This window comes from Psychrobacter sp. AOP7-C1-14, assembly GCF_052376135.1.
Classification (GTDB): Bacteria; Pseudomonadota; Gammaproteobacteria; order Pseudomonadales; family Moraxellaceae; genus Psychrobacter.
Window position 1 is genome coordinate 584,789 of sequence record NZ_JBQSVH010000001.1, and the last position, 14,111, is coordinate 598,899.

Annotated in this window: 11 protein-coding genes; all 11 read right to left on the minus strand. The window is 46.1% G+C overall.

What is annotated here, in order from left to right:
- Nucleotides 1-2: 2 nt before the first annotated feature.
- Nucleotides 3-1,628 carry an NADH-quinone oxidoreductase subunit M gene (gene nuoM / locus ACT3QN_RS02560; protein WP_444523349.1) on the minus strand — a complete coding sequence of 542 codons (1,626 nt, stop codon included), beginning with the start codon at nucleotides 1,626-1,628 and terminating at the stop codon, nucleotides 3-5.
- A 3-nt stretch (nucleotides 1,629-1,631) separates the two neighbouring features.
- Nucleotides 1,632-3,506 carry an NADH-quinone oxidoreductase subunit L gene (nuoL, locus tag ACT3QN_RS02565; RefSeq protein ID WP_444523350.1) on the minus strand — a complete coding sequence of 625 codons (1,875 nt, stop codon included), beginning with the start codon at nucleotides 3,504-3,506 and terminating at the stop codon, nucleotides 1,632-1,634.
- 4 nt (nucleotides 3,507-3,510) lie between these two features.
- Nucleotides 3,511-3,819, minus strand: a complete 309-nt coding sequence (gene nuoK, locus ACT3QN_RS02570; RefSeq protein ID WP_025653102.1) for an NADH-quinone oxidoreductase subunit NuoK — start codon at nucleotides 3,817-3,819, stop codon at nucleotides 3,511-3,513.
- A 98-nt stretch (nucleotides 3,820-3,917) separates the two neighbouring features.
- Nucleotides 3,918-4,637, minus strand: coding sequence for an NADH-quinone oxidoreductase subunit J (nuoJ, locus tag ACT3QN_RS02575; RefSeq protein WP_444523351.1), 720 nt, complete (start codon nucleotides 4,635-4,637; stop codon nucleotides 3,918-3,920).
- Nucleotides 4,634-5,182: an NADH-quinone oxidoreductase subunit NuoI gene (gene nuoI / locus ACT3QN_RS02580; RefSeq protein WP_444523352.1), complete on the minus strand. Its 549-nt coding sequence runs from the start codon at nucleotides 5,180-5,182 to the stop codon at nucleotides 4,634-4,636. The genes nuoJ and nuoI overlap by 4 nt, the downstream gene beginning before the upstream one ends.
- A 55-nt stretch (nucleotides 5,183-5,237) precedes the next feature.
- Nucleotides 5,238-6,230 carry an NADH-quinone oxidoreductase subunit NuoH gene (gene nuoH / locus ACT3QN_RS02585; protein WP_444521637.1) on the minus strand — a complete coding sequence of 331 codons (993 nt, stop codon included), beginning with the start codon at nucleotides 6,228-6,230 and terminating at the stop codon, nucleotides 5,238-5,240.
- 52 nt (nucleotides 6,231-6,282) lie between these two features.
- On the minus strand, nucleotides 6,283-9,369 hold the full coding sequence (gene nuoG, locus ACT3QN_RS02590) for an NADH-quinone oxidoreductase subunit NuoG (RefSeq protein ID WP_444523353.1): 3,087 nt from the start codon (nucleotides 9,367-9,369) through the stop codon (nucleotides 6,283-6,285).
- A 10-nt stretch (nucleotides 9,370-9,379) separates the two neighbouring features.
- Nucleotides 9,380-10,804, minus strand: a complete 1,425-nt coding sequence (gene nuoF / locus ACT3QN_RS02595; RefSeq protein ID WP_444523354.1) for an NADH-quinone oxidoreductase subunit NuoF — start codon at nucleotides 10,802-10,804, stop codon at nucleotides 9,380-9,382.
- On the minus strand, nucleotides 10,801-11,310 hold the full coding sequence (gene nuoE, locus ACT3QN_RS02600) for an NADH-quinone oxidoreductase subunit NuoE (RefSeq protein WP_444521624.1): 510 nt from the start codon (nucleotides 11,308-11,310) through the stop codon (nucleotides 10,801-10,803). Before nuoE ends, nuoF begins: the two co-directional genes overlap by 4 nt.
- 147 nt (nucleotides 11,311-11,457) lie before the next feature.
- Complete coding sequence (nuoC, locus tag ACT3QN_RS02605) at nucleotides 11,458-13,233, minus strand: NADH-quinone oxidoreductase subunit C/D (RefSeq protein WP_444523355.1); 1,776 nt, start codon at nucleotides 13,231-13,233, stop codon at nucleotides 11,458-11,460.
- 112 nt (nucleotides 13,234-13,345) lie between these two features.
- The gene (locus ACT3QN_RS02610; RefSeq protein ID WP_444521626.1) at nucleotides 13,346-14,014 is read right to left on the minus strand and encodes a NuoB/complex I 20 kDa subunit family protein; all 669 of its coding nucleotides are present in this window, start codon (nucleotides 14,012-14,014) and stop codon (nucleotides 13,346-13,348) included.
- Nucleotides 14,015-14,111: the final 97 nt, after the last annotated feature.

Here is a 14,111-nt window from a genome sequence, read left to right on the forward strand (position 1 = left end):
ACTTAACGTGCCTCCATTACATCAAGCAGATGCGACGCATCTACCTGTGTCACTTGACTGTATATATATGCGTTATTGATCCACTGCATCGCATGACTTGAGGTGTCAAGGAACGGCTGTGGATACAGTCCTAGCCATACCAAACCAGCAGCTAACATCAGTAGCAATGACAGCTCCCGCTTGCCCAAGTCTTTTAGTTTACGTGCGGGTAAGCCATGTGACTTAGTCTCTCGCTCTGCCAACGCTGCGATGTTGTTTTTACCAAATAGTGCGCGATGAATCAAAATCAGCGAATAAAGACCTGCTAATACCAAACTGAATGTCGCGAAAACTACAAACACTGGATACTGAGCAAATGAGCCAAACAAAATCATAAATTCGCCAATGAAGTTGCCCGTACCTGGAATACCTAACAGCGCAGCACAGAAGAACATCAATATCGGTGCGTAGTAGCGGAACTGTCCCCACATGCCACCCATCAAGGTCAAATCACGGGTATGCAGACGCTCATATAGCTGTCCTGCCATGATAAAGAGTGCAGCTGAACTCAAACCATGAGCAAGCATCTGGATCATCAGACCTTGTAAGCTGAGCAATGTCCCGGCATAGATCGCCAATACCACAAAACCCATGTGCGAGATACTGGTATACGCGAGCAAACGCTTCATGTCAGTCTGCATAAACGCTAGCCATGCACCGTAAAAGATACCAATCGTACCTAAGGTAATCGCTATCGGCGCAAACTCTTGTGATGCTGCTGGAAATAGTGGCAATACAAAACGAATCAAACCATACGCAGCGGTTTTAATGAGTACACCTGCCAAATCCACAGAACCTGCCGTTGGTGCCTGCGCATGCGCATCTGGCAACCAGCCATGGAAAGGAATGATTGGCAACTTCACCGCAAAACCAATGAAGAAGCACAGCATGATTGGATATTCCCAGCCGCCAAGTGACGTACCGAGCAAGTCATTATAGTTAAAGCTCACTACCCCTTTTTGGGCATAGCTGATAATGACCAATACCAAAATACCGATGAGCATGATAAGCCCAGACGCTTGGGTATAGATAAAGAACTTGGTGGCCGCGTATTCTTTGGTTTTGCCAACCACATCATGACCCCAAATGGCGATCAAGAAATAGATCGGAACCAGCATCATCTCCCAAAAGAAGAAGAATAAGAACAGATCAATGGCTAAGAAAACACCAATAACGCCGCCCAAACTCCATAGCAAGTTCAGGTGGAAAAAGCCAACGCGGCGCTGAATCTCATTCCACGAACAAGCAACGGCTGCCACACCAAGTAAGCCTGTTAGAGCTGCCATCATCAGCGACAAACCATCCAGCGCTAAGTGAAAGCTAATACCGAAACTTGGTATCCACGGCACACTAAACTCTGCTACCCAAGGCACTGCAGCATCTGGTGCAATGACTTGCTTACTCATACCGCTAAAATCACCTTGCTGCCAAAGCACCAATGACAAAGCAAAGGTCAACGCCATACCGATCAAGGCAATCCAGCGCGGCAGACGTTTATTAAATCGCTCTACCACCCAGCATAGCAATCCTGCAATAAAAGGAATTGCAATTAATGCTGGTAGCATCCACGTTTGTTGTAACTCAATCATCTTTTACACCACCGTCATCATTACCAGCACCAGCAATACAGCCATACCCAAGCCAAAGCTTGTGGCATAACCTCGAAGAGACCCTGTTTGCGTCGCAGACAATACTTTATTACCTGCTGAAGCCAGCTTAGGTAACAGTAACCACGTTTTATCAATAGGGTCGGCTTTAAGTAAGCGGCCGATGAACAAAAAGGGTTTTACGAAAAGTACATCATATAGCGCGTCGAAACCTAAGCCATGGTAGCACCAGTGATACAATGCCCCACCTATACGTGAGCGCTTAAAGCTAGTAAGCAAGCGACCTTTGTTAACGACATATAATAGTGCAGCCAATATCAAACCTGCTGCCATGGCACCCATCGCGATATACTCTGCGGTGTGCTTAGCATGCGCTTGACCAGCAACTTCTAATAAATGACCAACGCTTTCTGGCAACACGCCCTCTAATGGCGGCGTAATCCACGCACCTACAGCGGTAGATAGCACTAGCAATACGGTTAAAGGCAACCAGTACGACATACCTGATAGCTTATGAGCATGGGTTTTTTCTTCACCGAAGAAGATAATCCAAATCATACGGAACGTATAAATCGCGGTTAAGAAGGCACCGAAAACACCCATATAGAATAGTACTAGATGTCCAGTCGCATAAGTTTCCCAAAGAATCGCTTCTTTAGAATAGAAACCAACAGTAACCCAAGGTATTGCAGCGAGTGCTCCGCCACCAACGATATAACACCAGAATACCAATGGTATCTTTTTGCGCAGACCGCCCATCTTAAAGATGTCTTGCTCATGATGTACCGCAAGGATGACCGCACCTGATGATAAGAACAGCAATGCTTTAAAGAAAGCATGGGTCATCAGATGGAAGATTGCCCCTTGCCACGCACCCACGCCAAGTGCCAAAAACATATAACCAATTTGACTCATGGTCGAATAAGCAAGGATACGTTTGATGTCTGTTTGCGCAAGTGCACAGAATCCAGCAACGACTAACGTCAACGCGCCTACGCCGCCGACCCAATACAACAAGATACCCGGGGTCAACTCAAACAACGGATGTAGACGGGCAATCAGATAAACCCCTGCCGTCACCATCGTCGCTGCGTGAATCAATGCCGATACGGGTGTTGGGCCTGCCATCGCATCAGCAAGCCATGTATGTAGTGGCAACTGGGCAGATTTGCCCATCGCGCCGCCAACCAACATCATGGTCGTTAGCATCATCGTTGGATTATTAACATCGAATACTTCTGGCGCACGCGTAATAATCTCTTGAATATTGAGCGTACCGAATTCGCGGAATAATAAGAACAAACCGAAGGCTAAGAACACATCACCGACACGCGTAACGGTAAAAGCTTTCATCGCGGCACGGCCGTTGGCTCTGTCATGGTAATAATAACCAATCAATAGATAAGAGCAGATACCAACGCCTTCCCAGCCGAGATAAAGCAAGAATAAATCATCTGCTAGTACCAGTAACAACATACTGGCCACAAACAAGTTCATATAGCTAAAGAAACGAGCAAAGCCAGTATCGCCTTTCATGTACCAAGCGGCGAACAAATGGATCAAAAAGCCAATCCCAGTGATGACACCAGTCATGGTCAATGCCAAACCATCAAAGCTCAAACCAAAATGTGGCGCAAAATCGCCCACTTGGAACCATGTCCACAGCGGAACTTCTACTACCGTTCCAGCTGGATTGGTAGTCAAAAAAGTATAGCTAACGACTAACGTGCATAGTGCTGATAGCAGCATACTGCCTACGCCAACAATCGTTGCGACCTGCTCTGATAATTTGTCACGCATAAAGGCTAAAATCAAAAAGCCAATGAGCGGGAATATAAAGGTTAATGGTAATAAACTCATGACATCATCCTTTCATCTCATTGGCGCTATCGACATCGAGATGCCCACGCTGATGATAAAAACGCAATAATATTGCCAGACCAATTGACGCTTCAGCGGCTGCTAAGGTCAAAATAAAGATAAACATAATCTGCCCGTCTGGATCGACCCAGCGACTACCTGCCACTACAAATGCCAATGCTGCCGCATTCATCATGATCTCAAGACTCATTAGCATAAATAAGAAGTTACGCCGTACCATGACGCCGCACAGACCGATAGCAAATAAAATACCTGCCAAAATCAGTCCATGGCTCATGGGTATCATACCCAGTACATTTTGCGCCTCAGCGGCTGGCTGTACTAAGCCTGCCACCTCGTGGGCAAACGGCACGTTTGACACATCTTGTGCCACGCTTGCTGCTAGTACCATTAGTCTGACTCCTTGCGCGTAACTTTGTTCGCACCTACTTTCATACCTACATAGTCATGCGGATCAACCTCTTTATATTCATAAGGCTTAGCCATTTCTACGGCATCATGCTGTGTAAGATTACTATCATTGTCGTATTGCTTGATACTACCCACACTTGGTTGAAAGCCTTGGCTGTCGTTACCGATTATCTCTTCATCGACCGTCTCTTTGCCGAGATGATAGGCAGCTACTAGTGCCGCTAATAATAGCAATGCTGCTACTTCGACCAACATAATATATTTGGTAAAAAGTACTGTACCGACTGCTTTAGCAGAGATAGTCGTACCACCCATCATCACGGTTTCATCATGATTGAGACCAATCATCGCATAGAGCACGACGGCAATGATTATTGTCAATCCTGTTGGTATCGCCCAAGTGCCTGCATCGAGCCAACGCTCTTCACGCTCATCATTACTCATGCCCAAATTAAGCATCATAATCACAAAGACGAATAGCACCATAATGGCACCCGCATAAACGACAATCTCTAATGCACCAGCAAATGACGCACCTAATACAAAGAATATTCCGGCTATTGCCAATAACGACACAATCATCGATAAGATAGCATGTACGGGATTGGCCTGAGTCACTACGCGCAGACTAGCAAATACGGCCACTGCTGCAAGCGAATAAAATCCAGCCAGTTCAGGATGGTTTAAAATATTCATCATGGTAGCAAGCTCCTTAGATCAATCGGTGCAGACTCGTTTTGTGCCGCACCTTTTGGTTTTTCTGCTACCGCCATACCTGTCACACGATAATAGTTATAATCAGGGTATTTACCTGGTCCTGAAATAAGCAAATGCTCTTTTTCGTAGACCAAATCTTGGCGCTTATATTCACCCAACTCAAAGTCAGGCGTCAATTGAATGGCTGTCGTTGGACACGCCTCTTCACACAATCCACAAAAGATACAGCGTGAAAAGTTAATACGAAAAAACTCTGGATACCAGCGTCCATCTTCACGCTCGGCTTTTTGTAATGAGATACACCCTACCGGACATGCCACCGCACACAAGTTACAAGCGACACAGCGCTCGTCTCCATCAGGATCACGCGTTAGGACAATACGTCCACGAAAACGCGGCGGTACAGGTACCGGCTCTTCAGGATAAAGGATGGTATCACGCGGTCTGAGCGCATGACTATTGACCATCCACATGCTGCGGACAATGGTAAATATACCAACGACGGTCTTTTTTATGGTAGTAAACATGGGATTATTATCCTTATCAGCTTTACCCTAGTTCATCAGTGATGGCTAGTGATGATTACAGCGTTGGGGAAAAGATCAAAATGACCGCAGCCGTAATCAACAAATTGATCAAGGTTACAGGCAGACATACTTTCCAGCCAAAGTTCATCACCTGATCATAGCGCGGACGCATGAGTGAGCCTCGAGCCAAAACAAACATGGTCATAAAGAACAGCGTTTTAATCATGAACCAAAAAGCTGGTGGAATAAATGGAATATCTAAATTAAAAGGTGCAAGCCAACCACCAAAGAACAAGCAAGTCATTAACGCAGAGATTAAGACAACGTTGACATATTCCCCAATGAAGAACATACCGAACTTCATGCCAGAGTATTCGACATGATAACCTTCGGCCAGCTCTTGCTCTGCTTCTGGTTGGTCAAATGGATGTCTATGCGTAACGGCCACACCAGCCACTACAAAGGTCAAAAACCCAAAGAACTGCGGAATGATATACCAGCCGTCTGCCTGAGCTTCAACAATAGCGCGCAAGTTAAACGAACCTGTTAGTGCAACAACGCCCATCAACGACAAACCTAAGAACACTTCATAACTGATTGTCTGTGCAGCAGAGCGCAAACCACCAAGCAGTGAAAACTTGTTTGCAGAGGCCCAACCACCGAACATCACGGCATAGACGGCAATACCAGCCATGGCGAAGAAAAACAAAATGCCAATATCCCAATCAACCACGCCAAGCGTTGGCGAGATGGGAATAATGGCAAACGAAGCCAAGGCAGTAAACATGGCGACCGCAGGTGCCAATGTAAACATGAACTTATCGGTGAATTTTGGTGTCCAGTCTTCTTTAAAGAAGATCTTGAGCATATCTGCAATAAGCTGCAACGAACCAAAAGGCCCAACACGGTTGGGACCGTAGCGATCTTGCCATAAGGCCAGCATACGGCGCTCATAGACGATCATAATTGCGGCAACCAATACCACGACCAAAAAAATGGCTAAGGATTGACCCACCAAAAACAAAATAGACCAAGCATCAAAGCTCATGATATTGGCCAAAAAGTTTGGCACATCAGGGATAATACGGGTAACTTGCATATTACACCTCCTGTGTGGTGGTCGGCGCTGCGTTAATTTGTGCAGCGTCATTGTTGTTCATAATATCGTTAGCCATGCTGCCCATCATCGTTACTGGTGCATCCACTTTACGTACCGACGCTGGCATCGATGGGTGGATGATACTGACTTGTCCAACTGGATAACCAATACAACCTTCTGCTAAATAACCGACAAGCTGTACTGGCAAAGTAATTTGTTGCTTATCAATTTCAATCGCTAGGTAATCACCAGCGGCGATATTCCAGTCTTTGGCATCATCTATACCGATACGCCATGCTGCAACGGGTAGCTGCTCTGCGACGATTGGACTGCGCGAGGCCATCATTGAGCTGGCATAGATATTGTGAATCGGTACCAGTTTGGCTTGGCCTTGTTGTAAATCAGTGGTATTTGCAGACATGGCCTCTGGCGCAACATATTGACGAGTGGCTAGACGCTCTAACTGATCAAACAAGCGCACACCTGGATCACCATTTTTCAGATGACCGCCGACTTTGTCTTGGTATTTGTTCCATGCTTGCGGTGAGTTCCAACCTGCTGCATTAGCAAAAGGAATCATTGAACTTGGTGTTTCTTTACCGCTATAACCTTCCATTGAGAAAGTTAGACCGGTGTCCAAATCTTTTGGCTGCATTGGCTCGTGTACCGAAATTGGTGCACGCATAGCGGTACGCCCTGAATAACGACGCGGCTGGCGCGCAACTTTCAGACCAGTTATACGATAGTCCGCTTCAGGCGCAGCGCCCTTAATGCCAGCAAGCTTGGGATGCGTTGCAATCAAAGCATTAATCACATCATCGAGCTGTGTCCAATCGACATCACGACTCTCGATGCTGCTATGCACAGCATGTATCCAGCGCCAGCCTTCTTTGATGCTGCTCATCGGATGGTAGTATTCATTATCATAAACTTGGAAGAAACGCTGTGCACGACCTTCAGCAGATATTAATGTGCCATCTGCTTCTGCAAAGCTTGCGGCTGGCAATACGATATCGACGTCTTTGTGCCAATCAAGCAGCTGATGATCCAACGCAATGACTGTTTTATCCGTCAATAGCTGCGTCAATTTATTGGCATCAATCGCATCTGTTAGCTGGTTTTCTGCCACCACAACCACATCGTAATCAGTAGCTAGCAATTCTTCAACTGACTGACCGCCAAGCATACAAACGCCAATGCTATTGGCATCAGGAACCGTTAGATAGATACCTGCTTGTGCTTGATATTTAGTGTTTACTTCTTTCAGCTCAAGGTTTTCAGCAGGCTCACGCTCTACATCATCCTGCGCTTCTGTATTTACGCCTGTTTCAGGTTTGTTTGGTTTAGCAGATAAGTCTTTATCTTCTTCAGGTTGGTCATCAGCAGCTTGTGCTTGTGCTGCATTTACTTTGGCATTATGTGCCTCAACCTGCTGTTGCTCAGTTGCTTTAATTGCCGCACGTTTTTGGGTTAATACTTGGGTAATTTGCGCCGCTGCTTCTATCAAAGCGGTAGAAGATAAGCTGCTACCTGAAACAACCAATGGCTTATCTGCTTGAATCAAATCATAAGCGACTTGCTGAGCCAACGCTTGCATACCATCAGTCTCAGTACTGACATCAGTATCGACACTTTGCTCAGACGCTTGTGGGTCCGTTATTTCTACTAAGTCATCAACAAAGTTGGCAATTTCATCAGCGACTTTGAAGCCAAGTTGAATGATATCTTCAGGTGTCGCTACCACACTGACCTTACTGATATCTTCTAGCTTGGTTTGCGTCACATCGATTACATAGACAGGGCTTAGCGCATTTTGTGCAATACGCTTGACTGGTTCAGCAAGCCACGGCTGTGTTTGTAATGCCGCCGCCATTTTTAGGCCTTCATTTTTTGCCGCTTGACGTACTGACAGCGCGACACGTGATGAAGTTTGTGTGATGTCTTCACCTAATACGAGCACTGCGTCATGCGTTTCGATGTCGGTCATGCTTGGATTATAAATACCGTCGGTACTTAATACTTCAATACATTTATTGACCAGTGCCTGCTGCTGATGGTTCAAACCTGTTGAAAAGTTATCAAAACCAACGAGGTTTTTTAGCGCAAAGTTGGTCTCTAAACTGGCGCGCGGTGAGCCAATCCCGATGACTTTTTTGTCTTTGAGTCGCTTGATAGTTTCATCAAGTGCATAGTCGATATTAATTTTGACATGCTTATCGTTGATACGCTCAAGCGCTTGCGTTGGGCGATCATCACGATTGACATAGCCATAACCAAAACGACCACGGTCACATAAGAAATAACGGTTTACTTCACCGTTATAGCGGTTTTCGATACGGCGTAATTCACCATAACGCTCGCCTGGTGAGATATTACAACCAGCTGAGCAACCATGACAGATGCTTGGCGCATACTGCATGTCCCATTTACGGTTATAACGATCAGAGTGGGTCTTATCAGTGAACACCCCAGTTGGACAAACTTCTGTCAAATTGCCTGAAAATTCGCTTTCGAACTGACCATCTTGGTCGCGGCCAAAATAGACACGGTTGTTTGAGCCATAAACCCCCAAATCTTCGCCACCTGCGTAGTCTTTATAAAAACGTACACAGCGGTAGCAAGCGATACAACGGTTCATCTCATGCGCGATAAACGGGCCAAGCTCTTGGTTATGATGCGTGCGTTTGGTAAAGCGATAGCGACGACGGCTATGACCTGACATATAGGTCATGTCTTGCAAATGACAATGCCCGCCCTCTTCACAGGTTGGACAGTCGTGTGGATGGTTGGTCATCAGTAGCTCAACCATCGACTTACGGAATGCTTTGGCTTCATCGTCAGTCACAGAGATGTACATATCATCGCCAGGAGCGACCATACATGACATAACTAGGCGACCGCGACCTGCTTCCATATCTTCTTTGTTTTGAAACTGCTTGACCGCACACTGGCGGCACGAACCTACTGAGCCAAGGGCTGGATGATAACAAAAATACGGCACATCAATGCCGAGTGATAGGCAAGCTTGTAATAAGTTATCTGCGCTATCTACTTCGACAGTGGTTCCATCAATATGTATGACTGCCATGCCGCTCTCCTTATTTCGCTACTGGCTGTTGGTTGGCTGCAGCATCAATAACATCGACACCAACCGCCTGCGCGATTTTTTGATCAAACTCTGGACGGAAATATTTAATCGCACTCATGAGTGGCTCCATCGCACCTGGCGCATGGGCACAGAATGTTTTACCAATCCATAAATCACGCGTCAGGCCTTCTAGTTTTTCGACATCACCCACCTGCCCTTCACCATCATTGATGGCAGTAAGCAATTTCACGCCCCATGGTAGGCCATCACGGCACGGTGTACACCAACCGCACGACTCGCGCTGAAAGAAAATCTCAAGGTTACGCAGTAGTGGCACCATGTCTTGCCCTTCATCAACGACCATAATTAGGCCTGTACCCATACGGCTACCTGCTTTTTGAATGGTGTCAAAATCCACCACCACATCCAAATGCTCTGTGGTCAAAAAGTCAGTCGATGCGCCGCCTGGTAACCATGCTTTAAGAGTTTTACCTTCTTTCATACCACCCGCTAAATCTTCGATGATTTCACGCGCTGTATAACCAAATGGTAATTCCCACAGGCCTGGATCGTTAACCAATCCTGAGCAGCCAAACAGCTTGGTACCCGGCGTTTCACTTTTGCCTTTGATTTTAGATAATGACTGATACCACTCAACACCATGGTTTAAAATGGCTGGCATATTACAAAGCGTTTCAACATTGTTGACGACGGTTGGACGACCCCATGCACCAGAGATTTGTGGAAACGGCGGCTTAGTACGTGGGTTAGCGCGACGACCTTCTAGACAGTTAATCAATGCGGTTTCTTCACCGCAGATATAACGTCCAGCGCCCGTATGCACATGCAAGTTAAAGCTAAAATCTGAGCCTAGAATGTTATCGCCCATCAGATTATTAGCCAAACACTCTTCAATAGCAGCAACCAAACGTTCAGCGGCCAAGATATACTCACCGCGGATAAAAATATAACCGTCAGTAGCACCAATCGCATGAGCAGTAATCAGCATACCTTCGATCAGCTGAAATGGTAGACGCTCCATTAATAGGCGATCTTTAAAGGTGCCTGGTTCCATTTCATCAGCATTACAGATGAGATAGCGCGGTAGACCATCTGGCGGCGACATAAACGACCACTTAAGACCAGCATTGAAGCCTGCACCACCGCGACCTCTAACATTGGCCGCTTTAATCATATTACCGACGTCTTTAGGCGATTTAGATAGCGCCTCTTTTAGACCTGTAAAACCTTTTAGAGATTCATACGTGGCTAAATCAAGCACCGCATCATGATGTGCTAAACGCCACGTCAAAGGCTTGGTTTCGCTAGTGGCGGTTGCTTTGTCACCATAAATTGGAACACGCTGTGCATTTAGCTGGCTTGGCGCCTGTCCTTGACCGCGACGAGCAATCTGCTCTGAAATCGTTAAACTCATGCGTATAGCTCCAATAATTGCGCGACCTCGGATGGTTGGACAGGTCCGTAAGTGTCTTCATCAATCAATACCGCTGGTCCTTTATCACAGTTACCTAAGCAACAAATTGGCAACAGCGTAAAACGTCCATCAGTAGTGGTCTGACCATACTCAATACCCAGCTGTGATCTAATCTCAGCTGACAGCGCTTCGTAACCTGTCAAATAACAAGCCACAGAATCACATATAAGGATCACATGACGACCGACAGGCTGACGATATATACGGTTAAAGAAGGTCGCAACCCCATCCATATCTGACATTGGAATATCTAAAATATTGGCAATGGCATTTGCTTGCGCATCATCAACCCAGCCGTTGCGCTTTTGCACGATTTTGAGCGCATCTAGCGAGGCAGCACGCGCCTGCGGATAATGATGCATAAACTCGTGAATAGCAGCGATTTCCTCAGTGGTAAGGATGCTTTCTACATCTACTTTTGGCATTTTGTCGGAAACAATTTTCATAATCTTCTATCTTTCCTCACTCATCCTGCTCTATCACTAGACAATATCAGTCTGATTATAACTGTGGTTACATTGACGAGTGACAGCATTTTGGTGTGCCATCAGGCAATAATATATTGATGAACAAATACTGGTGCAGCAGCGGTTCTAACGATCACAATCCGCCATCACAATATCAATCGATGCCAAATACATAATGGCATCAGAAACCAGCGATCCGTTAATGACCGACGGCATCTGTTGTATATGTGCAAATGTTGGTGTGCGAATACGGGTACGATAGCTCATCGTGGCCTTGTCTGAGGTAATGTAATAACTGTTCAGACCTTTGGTCGCCTCAACGATCGTCGTACATTCGCCCGCTGGCATCACAGGACCCCAAGATACTGAGATAAAGTGGTTAATAAGCGTTTCGATATCATTGAGTGTACGGTCTTTTGGTGGTGGTACAGCTAATGGATGATCGGCCTTGTAAGGGCCTTGTGGCATATTGTCCATACATTGACGAATAATACGCAATGACTGACGCATCTCTTCAACTTTTACCATACAGCGATCATACGCATCGCCGTTGTAACCAACTGGCACTTCAAAATCGTAATTCTCATAGCCCATGTATGGACGTGCTTTACGCAAATCAAAATCAACGCCTGTCGCGCGCAGACCTGCACCTGTCACACCCCAAGCAAGCGCTTGCTTAGCATTATACTGAGCAACTCCTTGAGTACGACCTTTGAGCACACTGTTTTGCAAGGCGGCTTTGACATACTCGTCCAAGCGTTTTGGCATCCACTCTAAGAACTCACGCACTAGACGCTGCCAGCCACGTGGCAGGTCAGCAGCGGTACCACCGATACGGAACCAAGCCGGATGCATACGATAACCAGTCACGGCTTCGATAACATCATAGGCTTTTTGGCGATCGGTAAACATATAGAACACAGGGGTCATACCACCTGCATCCTGAATGAACGTACCAACAAATAGCAAATTATTGGTAATACGGAAAAATTCGCTCATCATCACACGGATGGTTTCAGCGCGCGGCGGTACTTTGATACCTGCCAGTTTTTCGACCGACATGATATACGGTAGCTCATTCATCACACCACCAAGATAATCAATACGGTCGGTGTATGGAATAAATGAGTGCCAAGTCTGACGCTCAGCCATCTTTTCGGCGCCGCGATGGTGATAGCCGATATCAGGGATACAATCGACAACTTCTTCACCGTCGAGCTGTAGCACCAAACGGAACGCACCGTGAGCAGAAGGGTGGTTAGGACCGATGTTCAAGAACATAAAGTCCTCATCACGACCTGAACGCTTCATACCCCACTCTTCTGGGACAAAACGTAGATTTTCTTGTTCGTATTGCTGTTTAGCCGTGTTCAAAAAATATGGGGTAAACTCGGTTGCACGCGCATGATACTCCTTACGCAGTGGATGACCTTCCCAGTATTTTGGTAATAAAATACGGGTCAAATGCGGATGACCTGTAAAGACAATACCGAACATGTCCCACACTTCGCGCTCATACCAGTTGGCATTTGGCCAAATGTTGGTAGCGCTCGGTACATTGACATCATCTTCGCTTAGCGCGACCTTGATACGTACATCACTGTTGCGCTCAAGCGACATTAGGTGATAAAACACTGTGAAGTCGCTATCTGGCAATCCTGCGCGATGCTGGCGTAAACGCTCATCTATCGCAGATAAGTCAAATAGCATGACATAAGGCTTAGGCAGTTTGCGCAAGAATAAGAGAATATCTAATAAATCAGCACGCGCCACCCAAACCGTTGGAATCTCATCCACAGTCTGCTGCACGACAAATTTACCAGCATACTTTTGCTCCAGCTCTGTAATGACTGCTGGGACGGGCTTGATCTTAGGATCTATGTTTTCGACTACCGTGACCATGAATGATGTATTCCTTCATTAATCATAACTGAACTATGTTGATCATAACCGAACTATGATAAGCGCATAAAATATTGAAACTGTTGCTACAAGTCTAAATGCTATTTGAAACTTAGATACTATCTGGGCTGCGCAAGTTTTTGACAGCGATACGATCTGCTTGCTTACGGTCACGCTCAGGTGTCATCTGCGGCTGGTAGACGCCCTGCTCGTTGACATGAACACCTAATGGACGACGTTCTTTAGTAATAGACTCTTGTAACAACATCAAACCCTGTATAAGCGCTTCTGGACGCGGCGGGCAACCTGGTACATACACATCGACAGGGATAATCTTATCCACGCCTTGTACGACAGAATAGATATCATACATACCGCCTGAGTTAGCACAGGCACCCATAGAGATCACCCATTTCGGCTCAAGCATTTGTTCATAAAGACGCTGAATAACAGGCGCCATTTTAACGAAGCAAGTACCAGCGACGATCATGACATCGGCCTGACGAGGCGAGGCACGGATAACCTCTGCCCCAAAACGTGACAAATCATGAACGGCGGTTAAGGTAGTAGCATATTCGACGTAACAGCAGGAAGTACCAAAGTTAAATGGCCAAAGTGAGTTCTTGCGTCCCCAGTTTGCTGTTGAATGAACGAGATCTTCGAGACGGCCCATAAAGACATTTTTATTAACTTCATCTTCGATAGGATCGTTGACCGTTTGGCTGGTCTGTGCAGGATAGGTATCTGCATCGGGGTTGGCTTTTGTTAATGTGTATTTCATAACATACAACCTTTATATTAGGCTTAGCGCGGCAATCATCTTGCACGTACCATCACCATAATTTTATTAATAAGTGGCTAATCATCGGCGATCATCA

Bases quoted from the DNA above. Each gene is read 5' to 3' on its own strand.
- nuoM (WP_444523349.1), bottom strand. From the start codon at position 1,628: ATGATTGAGTTACAACAAACGTGGATGCTACCAGCATTAATTGCAATT.
- nuoL (WP_444523350.1), bottom strand. From the start codon at position 3,506: ATGAGTTTATTACCATTAACCTTTATATTCCCGCTCATTGGCTTTTTG.
- nuoJ (WP_444523351.1), bottom strand. From the start codon at position 4,637: ATGATGAATATTTTAAACCATCCTGAACTGGCTGGATTTTATTCGCTT.
- nuoI (WP_444523352.1), bottom strand. From the start codon at position 5,182: ATGTTTACTACCATAAAAAAGACCGTCGTTGGTATATTTACCATTGTC.
- nuoH (WP_444521637.1), bottom strand. From the start codon at position 6,230: ATGAGCTTTGATGCTTGGTCTATTTTGTTTTTGGTGGGTCAATCCTTA.
- nuoG (WP_444523353.1), bottom strand. From the start codon at position 9,369: ATGGCAGTCATACATATTGATGGAACCACTGTCGAAGTAGATAGCGCA.
- nuoF (WP_444523354.1), bottom strand. From the start codon at position 10,804: ATGAGTTTAACGATTTCAGAGCAGATTGCTCGTCGCGGTCAAGGACAG.
- nuoE (WP_444521624.1), bottom strand. From the start codon at position 11,310: ATGAAAATTGTTTCCGACAAAATGCCAAAAGTAGATGTAGAAAGCATC.
- nuoC (WP_444523355.1), bottom strand. From the start codon at position 13,233: ATGGTCACGGTAGTCGAAAACATAGATCCTAAGATCAAGCCCGTCCCA.
- ACT3QN_RS02610 (WP_444521626.1), bottom strand. From the start codon at position 14,014: ATGAAATACACATTAACAAAAGCCAACCCCGATGCAGATACCTATCCT.